Below are 11291 nucleotides of genomic sequence, written 5' to 3'. Positions count from 1 at the left end.
AACGGGTGGCGTCGGGCCGGTGGCGGGGCCGTGTGTCGTCGGCGTTCCGGTCCTGGTTCCGCTGGTGTGAAGTACGTGTACGAGGTTGCCCGGAAAGGGGTGGGTCCTTCGGGACGGGCGGTGCTTGTTGCGTCGGTCTGGCTGTGTCTTCCCGGGGGCTGACCCCCGGGCCCCCAGCCGAAGGCCGGGCGGTCGGCCTCGAACGGGTGGCGTCGGGCCGGTGGCGGGGCCGTGTGTCGTCGGCGTTCCGGTCCTGGTTCCGCTGGTGTGAAGTACGTGTACGAGGTTGCCCGGAAAGGAGTGGGTCCTTCGGGACGGGCGGTGCTTGTTGCGTCGGTCTGATAGATGTGGAGGCCTCTATTTGACCCCCGAGCAGATACCGGACGACGGACATGAGCGCCCCAACCCCGGCCCCCGGTGACGACAGGCCCCGCGAAGGGTATTACCCGGACCCGTCCATTCCTGGATATGTCCGGTACTGGAACGGTGCCTCCTGGGTGCCGGGCACCAGCCGTCCGGCGCCGACGGACGGCGAACCGCTCGCCCCGCCGCCGGGCGCCGGCCCTGAAGGGTCCGCCGCTGCCCCGGCCGCCTCGGTCGAGGAGACCGGCCCGCACTTCTTCGACGAGGAACCGGCGCGGGAACCCGCGTCGGCCCAGGCCCAGCACGGCAGCCGCCCGGAGCCGGCGTCCGCGTGGGGCGCCGACCCGGCCCACCAGGCCGGCTTCGGCGGCGACCAGGACCACCGCGTCTCCTGGGGCGCCCAGCAGGAGCCCGGCCCGAGGGACCCACGCGCGGCGGCCGAGCCGGACGGGCAGGCCGTCGGCACCGACGGCACGGCCACCGTTGCGCCCGCCGAGCCGGACGCGGACTCCGGGGGCGTCGCCTCCGGGGACACGTTCATGATCCGTCGGCCCGTGGCGGGCGGAGCGCAGTCCTCCGGCGCCGGCATCCCCAGTCCCGGCGGCCCCGCCCCTGCCGACGGCACCATGGCCATCCGCGCGGTGTCCCCGCGCACGGGGGCGCAGGGCGGAAGCACGGGCGCGTCCGCCGGATCGGGCGCCGCACGTACGGACGCCGCGACCGGCGCCCCGCAGGGTCCCGGCTTCGGCGCCGGGAAGGCCGCCGCCGAACGGGCCGCCGTGGCCCAGGGACAGGCCCAGACGGCCGCCGGAGCCGCGGCCGCCGCCCAGGCCGCCGACGGCTCTCCCACGGCCCTCTCCGGCCCGCAGCAGGCCCAGCCGGCGGCCGCGCCGAGCATCCCCCAGCAGTCGGGCGGCCCGCAGCCCGCGGCAGCGGCCTCCGGCGCGCCCATGACGTCGGGCCCCGGAGGCGGCCAGTCCTCCTGGGCGCAGCAGGTCCACCGGCTCGCGGGCCCCGGCGAGGACCAGCCGGTCGCGCCGTGGAAGCCCCCGACCCTGGACCCGTTCCAGGCGGCCGCCATGCGTCAGGCCGCCGCCCGCCCCGCGGGCCTCGGCAAGCGGCTGGCCGCACGGCTGCTGGACACCGTCGTCCTGGCCGCCGTCACCGCGGTGGCCGCCGTCCCGCTCGGAACCAAGGCGATCGACCACGTCAACGGCAAGATCGACGCCGCCAAGCTGTCCGGCGAGACGGTCACCGTGTGGCTGCTGGACGGCACCACGTCGGTCTACCTCGGCATCATCCTGGCCGTCCTGCTGCTGTTCGGCGCGGTCTACGAGGTCCTGCCCACCGTCAAGTGGGGCCGCACGCTCGGCAAGAAGGTGCTCGGCCTGGAGGTGCGGGACATCGAGGCGCACGAACCCCCGGAGTTCGGCGCGGCCCTGAAGCGCTGGCTCGTCTACAGCATCCCCGGCCTGCTCGTCGTCGGCGTCGTCGGCGTGCTGTGGTGCGTGTTCGACCGGCCGTGGCGCCAGTGCTGGCACGACAAGGCGGCGCGTACGTTCGTCGCGGGCTGACCGCATACCGCGAACGGCCCGGAAGATTCCGTACCCCGGACGGCCCCGCGCCGGATGCGAAGCCGGACGGTTCGCGGTCGACTCGGGCCATGAGCAGCGAACCGCCTCCCGGCTCCGGTCAGCAACCCCCGGAAGACGATCCGTTCAGGAAGCAGCCCCCGCCGTCCGAGGGCCCGGGTTCGCCGTACGGTGACCAGCCACCGTATGGCGGCCAGCCCCCGCCCTCCTACGGCGGCGGCCCCTACGGCGGCGGCCCCTACGGCGGTGACCCGTACGGCGGCGGAGGCGGGCCCGCCGACCCCCTCGCCGGGATGCCGCCGCTCGCCGACAGCGGCAAGCGCACGCTGGCCCGCATCATCGACATGATCCTGGTGGGCGTCGTCGTCTGGCTGCTCACCTGGGGATTCGGCGTCACCGAGTACGACGTGAACACCGACGAGGTGGAGTACAGCAAGTCCTTCGTGCAGTCACTGGTCGCCGCCGTGCTGTTCATCGGCTACGACACCGTCATGACCGCCAGGACGGGGCAGACGCTCGGCAAGAAGCTGCTCAACCTGCGCACGGCCAACCTCGACAACGGCGCCACCCCCTCGGTGCAGGCCTCGCTGATCCGGGCATTGGTGCTGTGGATCCCGTTCGCGTTCTGCTGCGCCTGCATCTGGACCGTGATCTGCGGCGGCTGGAGTTTCTTCGACAAGCCCTACAAACAGGGCCTGCACGACAAGGCGGCGAAGACGGTCGTGGTCAGCACGGGCAACTGAGCGTCAGGACTGGGTCAGCACGGGTTCCTCCGCCTGTTCCCGTTCGGTAGGAGCGGGCTTGCGGATCGCCACCACGCGGGGCTTCCTCGGCATGGGCACTGTCATGGCGACCAGCAGCCCGAGCAGAAGCGCCGCGACGGCGATGACCGCGATCCCCACACCCGAACTCGTCTGTGACAGCAGCAGCATGGCGAGCGTCGAGAAGATCACGGTGCACGAGCCGTAAGCGAGCTGTGCGGCAGTCGGACGAGGCATGATCATCGTGTCCTCGGAATCAGGGGTGCACGGGGGTCTCGGCCTGGCTTTCCGCCGACGTCCGGGCGTTCCGCCATCCGACTCTAACCGCGTGCATGCCCGAGCGGAACAAACCGTAAGCGTGACCTAACCAACAGTGCCGGTGCACGGGGGGCGCACGGAGTCATCTCGTCCAACAGGTGGACAGCGCAACGCGCCCGCCCCGAAAGGTGGTTGTTCGCTAAACGAACATGGACTCCGCATAGTGCAATTGACCTGTTCAAGTCAAGGTCTGTTTTTTCTGACTAACCTCTAGTCAAATGTCGTCACTTGACTACACGCGTTGATCAGGCGCTCGCGGAACCTCCAGGACCAGGAACCCTTCCTTCCGCGCGCCCGGACGCGGGGGAGGAAGCAAGTGACCAGTAGACCCTGGACGTTCAGAACGGCGGCGACCGCCGTCGCGCTCACGACGGCAGCGGCGACGTTCTCGACCTTCGCGGTGGCTCAGGCCGACGAAGGCGCGCCGGCGTCCGTGGAGCGGCACGACCCGGCGGAGCACACTCACGCCGAACACAACCTCGACGGCCCCATGAGCAAGACGCAGGAGGCCCAGCGCGAGGAGGCCCTGAACCAGGTCATATCCGGCCGGAGCAAGGTCAAGAAGCGCGACGGCTCGCAGGTCGTCGAGCTCAAGAGCAAGAAGGGCGACAGCAAGTACGTCGAGCTGGGCCGCGAGAAGACCGACAAGATCTTCACGATCCTGGTCGAGTTCGGCGACCGGATCAGCGAGTTCGGCGGCACGCCCGGCCCGGCCCACAACCAGATAGCCGAGCCCGACCGCGAGAAGGACAACTCGACGGCCTGGCAGGCGGACTACAACCAGAAGCACTACCAGGACCTCTACTTCGGCACCGGCAAGAAGACCGAGTCGCTGAAGAAGTACTACGAGAAGCAGTCCTCGGGCCGCTACTCGGTCGAGGGCGAGGTCACCGACTGGGTCAAGGTCCCCTACAACGAGGCCCGCTACGGCAACAACGCCTGCGGCGAAACCAACTGCGCCAGCGTGTGGAACGTCGTCAGCGACGGTCTGAACGCGTGGGTCTCCCAGCAGAAGGCAGCTGGGAAGACCGACGCCGAGATCAAGGCCGCCGTGACGCAGTTCGACCAGTGGGACCGCTACGACTTCGACGGCGACGGCGACTTCAACGAGGCCGACGGCTACATCGACCACTTCCAGATCGTGCACGCCGGTGAGGACGAGTCCGCGGGCGGCGGCGCCCAGGGCGAGGACGCGATCTGGGCCCACCGCTGGTACGCCTTCGGCACCGACGCCGGTGCCACCGGCCCCGCGAACAACAGGCTGGGCGGCGCGCAGATCGGCTCCACCGGCATCTGGGTCGGCGACTACACCGTCCAGCCGGAGAACGGCGGCCTCGGCGTCTTCGCCCACGAGTACGGCCACGACCTCGGTCTGCCGGACCACTACGACACCGCCGGCGGCGAGAACTCCACCGGCTTCTGGACGCTGATGTCCTCCGGTTCCTGGCTGGGCACCGGCAAGAAGGAGATCGGTGACCTGCCCGGCGACATGACCGCCTGGGACAAGCTCCAGCTGGGCTGGCTCAACTACGACACGGCCAAGGCCGCGACGACGTCCGAGCACAAGCTGGGCCTTGCCGAGTACAACACCCGGCACAAGCAGGCCCTCGTGGTCTCGCTGCCCAAGAAGGCCGTCACCACCGAACTCGTGACTCCCGCACAGGGCGCGACCCAGTGGTGGAGCGGCAGCGGCAACAACCTGAAGAACACGCTGAGCCGCAGCGTCGACCTCACCGGCAAGTCCTCCGCCAGTCTCACCCTCGACGGCTGGTGGGACATCGAGAAGGGCTACGACTACCTCTACACCGAGGTGTCGACCGACGGCGGCGCCAACTGGACGGCGATCGACGGCACCGCGAACGGCAACCCGATCAGCCGTGACGGCAGTGACAAGCCCGCGCTCGACGGCACGGTGGACGCGTACCAGAAGCTCGTCTACCCGCTGGACGCCTACGCCGGCAAGAAGATCGACCTCCGCTTCCGCTACGCGACCGACGGCGGCCTGGCGATGAAGGGCTTCGCGGCCGACCGCATCACGGTCACCGCCGACGGCTCCGCGGTCTTCTCGGACGACGTGGAGAGCGTGGACAACGCCTGGACGGCGACCGGCTTCACGCGCATGGGCGCTTCGTTCACCAAGGACTACGAGCAGTACTACATCGCCGAGAACCGTCAGTACGTGTCGTACGACAAGACCCTGAAGACGGGCCCGTACAACTTCGGCTTCTCGTCGACCCGTCCGGACTGGGTGGAGCACTACGCCTACCAGAACGGCCTGTTGATCTGGAAGTGGGACACCTCCCAGGCGGACAACAACACCAGCCAGCACCAGGGTGTCGGTCTGATCCTCCCGGTCGACTCCCACCCGACGCCGCTGAAGTGGTCCGACGGCACGCTGATGCGCAACCGCATCCAGTCCTACGACTCGCCGTTCAGCACGTTCCGCACGGACGGCATGACGCTGCACAACGCGGGCGTCGCGGCCTGGATCCCGTCGCGTGCCGGGGTGCCGGTCTTCAATGACCACACCAGCACGTACTACAGCGCCGAGACGCCCACCGCGGGCGTCAAGATCACTGACACCAACACCAAGATCAAGATCATCAAGGAGCCGCGCGACGGCTCGACGATCACGGTCGAGGTCGGCGCCGCAGTGAAGTAAACGGCATATTCGCAGGTCAGAGCGTGATCGGCGGCAACCCTCTTGGCGGGTTGCCGCCGATCGTGTTTAGGTGCACCCTGTGCTTCCGTTATTGACACCGACATCGACACCGACATCGACACCGACTCGCACGGGGGTGTGACCGCATGGCCGCAGGAGGTTTCTGCAAGCTGCCGACCGGCAGCGTGGTGGTGGCTCTGAACCTGCCCAGACCCACCGCCGACGGCACGGGCAGCGTCCGTGTCCTCGTCCACGCCCAGAACCGCGCCCGAGCCCTGACCAGGCTCCGCAACCTCGGCATGCGCGCGGTCTACCTACGCGGCAACGCCGCCCCGCCGTCACCCGACGAGATCACGGCGGTCCTGCACCACCCCGACGGCCTGATATGGCGAACGGCCCCTGACAACGGTGTCGCCCTGGGACCCGAGCTGGCACAGGAGCTGTGGCACCCGATCCGAGCGCTGCTGAGACGCCCGGCGGCAACGCCTTAAGCGGCGCGGGGCGACTGTGTCATGTGCGGCGCCTGCAACGCCCCCAAGGGGCGCGGGGAGCTGCGCGACCAGCCACGACGGCGCCGCAGCCGCCAGCCGACCGGACGAGGCACCCGGTGTAGCGCTACGCGACCACCGGCTTGCCGGACAGCTCCACACCCGCCTCCCGCATCTCCTCCAGCGCCCGCTCCGTCGTCTCGGAAGCCACCCCGGCAGTCAGATCCAGCAACACCTGCGTACGGAACCCCTCCCGTACCGCATCCACGGCAGTGGCCCGCACGCAGTGATCCGTGGCGATCCCCACCACGTCCACCTCCGAGACGTCCCGCGCCCGCAGCCAGTCCGCCAGCCGCACCCCGTTCTCGTCGGCCCCCTCGAACCCGCTGTACGCCGCCGCGTACGCCCCCTTGTCGAACACGGCGTCGATCGCGCCGGACGCGACCGCGGGGGCGAAGTTCGGGTGGAAGCCGACGCCCTCGGTACCTGCGACGCAGTGCGCCGGCCAGGAGTGGGCGAAGTCGGGATTGGTGGAGAAGTGACCGCCGGGGGCGATGTGGTGGTCGCGGGTGGCGACGACGTGCTGGTAGCCGGACCCGGCCGCCTGCCCGATCAGCTCGGTGACGGCGGCGGCCACGTCGGCACCGCCGGCCACCGCGAGGCTGCCTCCCTCGCAGAAGTCGTTCTGCACATCTACGACGATCAAGGCGCGGCGCATGGTCGGTGTCCTTCGGTTATGGACGCTGAGGTCGGGACGGTGAAAAAGGGTGCTGGCCCGGCCGTGAACTTCCGAGCCTAGAGACTTCGGGTGCGCTGCGGGAGGGGGCATGGCGCGCGCACGCCGGGCGCGCTCGCTTCACGCCCCCGTCCGGCTACCCGAGCGCCCGTTGACATACTCGGTCGGGATGACAGGCTCCCCGCGCGAGAGCTGCGTGGCGGACAGCGGCAGCTTGCCGCGCGCGGACGTGTGCCGGTCCCGCACGACGTCCAGCGGCTCACGGGCCACCACGTCACCGCTCTTGATCAGCTGCACCAGCAGCTGCCGGTCGGCGAGCCCGTCCGGAACCGGCCCGGTGCCGACGACCTCGGCCTCCGCGACGCCGTACTCGTCGAGGCGCCGCGCGGCCCACTTGCGGCCGCCGATGGACGTCTTGCCGCCGCTCGACTTCTTCGCCACCGGCACCAGCGGCGCCGTGGCGTCGCCGGACTCGGCGCGGGCGACCAGCTTGTAGACCATCGAGCAGGTCGGATGCCCCGACCCGGTCACCAGCTGGGTGCCGACGCCGTACGCGTCCACGGGGGCCGCCGCCAGCGAGGCGATGGCGTACTCGTCCAGGTCGGAGGTCACGATGATCTTCGTGCCGGTGGCGCCCAGCTCGTCCAGCTGCTGGCGGACCCGGTGCGCGACCAGCAGCAGGTCGCCCGAGTCGATCCGTACGGCGCCCAGCTCGGGGCCGGCGACCTCCACGGCCGTACGCACCGCCTCGGCGACGTCGTAGGTGTCGACCAGCAGCGTGGTGCCGCGGCCCATGGAGTCCACCTGGGCCTGGAAGGCGTCGCGCTCGCGGTCGTGCAGCAGGGTGAAGGCGTGGGCGCTGGTGCCGACGGTGGGTATGCCGTAGCGGAAGCCGGCGGCCAGATCGGAGGTGGAGGTGAAGCCGCCGAGGTACGCGGCGCGTGAGGCGGCGACGGCGGCCAGCTCGTGGGTGCGGCGGGCGCCCATCTCGATGAGCGGGCGCTCCCCGGCGGCCGACGCCATCCGGGAGGCGGCCGCGGCGATGGCGGAGTCGTGGTTGAGGATGGAGAGGATCACCGTCTCCAGCAGCACGCACTCGGCGAAGCTGCCCTCGACCCGCATGATCGGCGAGCCCGGGAAGTAGACCTCGCCCTCGGGGTAGCCCCAGACGTCGCCGGAGAAGCGGTAGTCCGCGAGCCACGTGAGGGTCTGCTCGTCGAGGATGTTCCGCTCGCGCAGGAAGCCGAGGACGTCGGCGTCGAAGCGGAAGTTCTCGACGGCGTCCAGGACCCGGCCGGTGCCGGCCACCACGCCGTAGCGCCGCCCCTCGGGCAGCCGCCGGGTGAAAACCTCGAAGACGCTGCGCCGGTCGGCGGTGCCGGCCTTCAGGGCGGCCTGAAGCATCGTGAACTCGTACTGATCCGTGAAGAGCGCCGTCGAGGGAACGTCCACCGGCAGCCCAAGGTCCGCTGTGTTCATGACGACAGATGCTACCCCCATTTCGTCACTCTGACGATTTGGTCCGGTGGATCGCCGGGGATTTGTGCGACCACCCCCCTCCGGTGGCAGCATGGGCTCTGTGACGTCACCCGCACCCCTGGAGATCGAACGCACCGAGTCGGCGGAGGAGGTCTTCGCCGTCCCCGAGCCGGACGTCCCCTGGGTCACGATCGTCCACAACGACCCGGTCAACCTCATGAGCTATGTGACCTACGTCTTCCAGTCCTACTTCGGCTACACGAAGGACAAGGCGACCAAGCTCATGCTCGACGTCCACCACAAGGGCCGGGCGGTCGTCTCCAGCGGCACCCGTGAGGAGATGGAACGCGACGTGCAGGCCATGCACGGCTACGGTCTGTGGGCCACCCTCCAGCACGACCGCAAGTGACCCGTACGCCCGCGCAGGACCGGAAGTAGCGAATCGTCCCTATGCCAGGAACCTTCGAACCGCTCCCCGGCGGCGGCGCGGCCGTCGCCCTCGACGACGTCGAGATCTCCATCATCCGCTCGCTGGCCGTCCAGCTCCTGGAACTCATCGGCCCCGGCCCCGCCGAGGAGGCCCCCGACGACCCGCTCGCCGAGCTGTTCGCCGAGGGCCCGAGCGAGCCGCCCGCCGACCCGGTCCTCAGGCGCCTGTTCCCGGACGCCTACAGCGACCCCGAGGGCGCCCCGCAGGCGAAGGAGGCCGAGGAGCAGCGGGCGTACTCCGCGGAGTTCCGCCGCTACACCGAGAACGACCTGCGGGCCGGCAAGCGCGACAACGCGCTCGCGGTGGTCCGCTCCCTGGACGAGCTCAGCTCCGCCTCCTCCGGCGAGGGCGGCGCGGTGCTCAAGCTCTCCCCGGAGGAGTCCCAGCGCTGGCTCGGCGCCCTCAACGACCTGCGGCTTGCCATCGGCTCCCGGCTGGACATCACCGACGAGGACGACACCGACCTGCTCTACCGGCTGCCGGACGAGGACCCGCGCAAGCCGATGGTGATGGCGTACCTGTGGCTGGGCGGGCTCCAGGAGACGCTGGTCGCGACACTCATGCCGTAGGCCGCAACGTTCTTGTGGCGATATGTGACCATTCTGTGTTCGCTCAGAGGACGCTCAAATCCGAATAACGATCGCATCACCGCCGTCGCCTGATAGGGGTGGCGGCGGCGCGTTTGTCCGGTTCTTCTTGTGTGATGCGCCACATGCCCAGGAGCCGATCACTGTTGCGGCCGTGATAAATCTTCACGACCGCCCGGCGAACACCACCCGTATGTTCGGCCGGGTGCGCCACATGGCCGGCGGATCGTCGGCCGGGCACAGCTCCAGCAATCCGGGGGGATCGAGACCCGATCCGAGGCCGACGAAGGGCCCGGGTCGGCATGGAGAAAGGCGCACAACACATGACCTCTGCGAAGGTCACGGACGCGAAGGCCACGGGTGCCCCGGAAGAGGGGTACGAGCGCGGCCTCGGCAGCCGTCAGGTCCAGATGATCGCGATCGGCGGCGCCATCGGCGTCGGGCTGTTCATGGGTGCCGGAGCGAACATCGAGAAGGCCGGCCCCAGCATCATCCTCATGTACGCCCTCGCGGGCGTCGTCATCTTCTTCATCATGCGAGCCCTGGGCGAACTGCTGCTCTACCGGCCCGTCTCCGGCTCCTTCGCCGAGTACGCCCGCGAATTCCTCGGCCCGTTCTTCGGCTTCGTCACCGGCTGGACGTACTGGCTCATGTGGGTGGTCACCGGCATGGCCGAGCTCACGGCCGCCGCGATCTACATCCACTTCTGGTTCCCCGAGATCCCGCAGTGGGTCAGCGCCCTGGTCTTCCTGGTGGTGCTGTTCGGCGTCAACCTGATCTCCGTCAAGATCTTCGGCGAGGTCGAGTTCTGGTTCTCGATGATCAAGGTCACGGCCATCATCGGCATGATCGTCATCGGCCTCGGCGTGCTCACCCTCGGCTTCTCCGACGCCGGTGACACCGCCACCGTCTCCAACCTCTGGTCGCACAACGGCTTCTTCCCCAACGGCATCGGCTCCAGCCTGATGACGCTCCAGGGCGTCATGTTCGCCTACCTCGCCGTCGAGCTCGTCGGTGTCACCGCGGGCGAGTCCGAGAACCCCGAGAAGACCCTGCCCAAGGCCATCAACACCCTGCCCTGGCGCATCATCGTCTTCTACGTCGGCGCGCTGCTGGTGATCCTCTCCGTCGTCAAGTGGACCGAGTTCCATGACGGCGAGAGCCCGTTCGTCCACGCCTTCGGCAAGATCGGCATTCCGCTCGCCGCGGGCATCGTCAACTTCGTGGTGCTCACCGCGGCCCTGTCGTCCTGCAACTCGGGCATGTACTCGACCGGCCGGATGCTGCGCGACCTCGCCGCCAACAGCGAGGCCCCGCAGGCCTTCGGCAAGCTCACCACCCGCAAGACGCCCGCCGTCGGCATCGCGGTCTCCGTGGCGCTCATGGGCATCGGCGTCGTCCTGAACTACGTCGTCCCGGAGAAGGCGTTCCAGTACGTCACCTCCGTCGCCACCGCGGCCGGCATCTGGACCTGGATGATGATCCTCGTCAGCCACATCCGCTACCGGGCCGCGGTCGACGCCGGCCGGCTGCGCGCCTCCTCCTTCCCCGCTCCCGGCGGGGCGCTCTTCAGCTGGGTCGCGCTCCTCTTCCTCGTCGGCGTGACCTGCATGATCGCGTACGACAAGGACGCGCGGATCTGTCTGTACGTCGCGGCCGGCTGGGCCGTCGCCCTCGGCGTCGGCTGGGCAATCCTCAAGAGCCGGAACCCGCAGATCGCCACTCGCGGCGGCGAGGAGCCGGAGCTCGAGAAGGTCGGCTGAACCGAACGCTTCGCTGAGCGGGCCGTGAGGTGATCGCCGCGGCCTCGCGCAG

General features: G+C 69.6%; 10 protein-coding genes. 7 read left to right on the top strand and 3 right to left on the bottom strand.

From position 1 onward, the window contains the following. Nucleotides 1-392 precede the first annotated feature (392 nt). Nucleotides 393-1937: an RDD family protein gene (locus KUM44_RS40150; RefSeq protein WP_217214709.1), complete on the top strand. Its 1545-nt coding sequence runs from the start codon at nt 393-395 to the stop codon at nt 1935-1937. A gap of 89 nt (nt 1938-2026) precedes the next feature. Next, the gene (locus KUM44_RS40145) at nt 2027-2698 is read left to right on the top strand and encodes an RDD family protein (protein ID WP_217214708.1); all 672 of its coding nucleotides are present in this window, start codon (nt 2027-2029) and stop codon (nt 2696-2698) included. A 3-nt stretch (nt 2699-2701) separates the two neighbouring features. Here the strand turns inward: KUM44_RS40145 and KUM44_RS40140 are convergent, their stop codons facing one another. Next, nucleotides 2702-2953 carry a hypothetical protein gene (locus tag KUM44_RS40140; protein WP_217214707.1) on the bottom strand — a complete coding sequence of 84 codons (252 nt, stop codon included), beginning with the start codon at nt 2951-2953 and terminating at the stop codon, nt 2702-2704. Between the two features lie 397 nt (nt 2954-3350). Here KUM44_RS40140 and KUM44_RS40135 point away from each other — a divergent pair, with 397 nt between their 5' ends. Next, nucleotides 3351-5696, top strand: a complete 2346-nt coding sequence (locus KUM44_RS40135; protein ID WP_217214706.1) for an immune inhibitor A domain-containing protein — start codon at nt 3351-3353, stop codon at nt 5694-5696. A 146-nt stretch (nt 5697-5842) separates the two neighbouring features. Next, nucleotides 5843-6187: a hypothetical protein gene (locus tag KUM44_RS40130; protein WP_217214705.1), complete on the top strand. Its 345-nt coding sequence runs from the start codon at nt 5843-5845 to the stop codon at nt 6185-6187. Between the two features lie 124 nt (nt 6188-6311). Here the strand turns inward: KUM44_RS40130 and KUM44_RS40125 are convergent, their stop codons facing one another. Together KUM44_RS40125 and KUM44_RS40120 are read right to left on the bottom strand one after the other, a co-directional pair. Continuing rightward, nucleotides 6312-6902, bottom strand: coding sequence for an isochorismatase family protein (locus KUM44_RS40125; protein ID WP_217214704.1), 591 nt, complete (start codon nt 6900-6902; stop codon nt 6312-6314). Nucleotides 6903-7040: 138 nt separating this feature from the next. Further along, nucleotides 7041-8399 carry a nicotinate phosphoribosyltransferase gene (locus KUM44_RS40120; protein WP_217214703.1) on the bottom strand — a complete coding sequence of 453 codons (1359 nt, stop codon included), beginning with the start codon at nt 8397-8399 and terminating at the stop codon, nt 7041-7043. 91 nt (nt 8400-8490) lie between these two features. Here KUM44_RS40120 and clpS point away from each other — a divergent pair, with 91 nt between their 5' ends. The 3 genes from clpS (at nt 8491) to KUM44_RS40105 (ending at nt 11239) form a co-directional block, all read left to right on the top strand. Further along, nucleotides 8491-8808, top strand: coding sequence for an ATP-dependent Clp protease adapter ClpS (clpS, locus tag KUM44_RS40115; protein ID WP_030053518.1), 318 nt, complete (start codon nt 8491-8493; stop codon nt 8806-8808). 41 nt (nt 8809-8849) lie between these two features. Then, nucleotides 8850-9458 (top strand): DUF2017 domain-containing protein, encoded by a 609-nt coding sequence (locus KUM44_RS40110; protein ID WP_217214702.1) that lies wholly within the window; start codon nt 8850-8852, stop codon nt 9456-9458. A 341-nt stretch (nt 9459-9799) separates the two neighbouring features. After that, the gene (locus KUM44_RS40105) at nt 9800-11239 is read left to right on the top strand and encodes an amino acid permease (RefSeq protein ID WP_217214701.1); all 1440 of its coding nucleotides are present in this window, start codon (nt 9800-9802) and stop codon (nt 11237-11239) included. Nucleotides 11240-11291: the final 52 nt, after the last annotated feature.

This window comes from Streptomyces sp. AC550_RSS872 (assembly GCF_019049285.1).
Lineage (GTDB): Bacteria > Actinomycetota > Actinomycetes > Streptomycetales > Streptomycetaceae > Streptomyces.
This window is presented reverse-complemented; position numbering and strand designations above follow the sequence as displayed.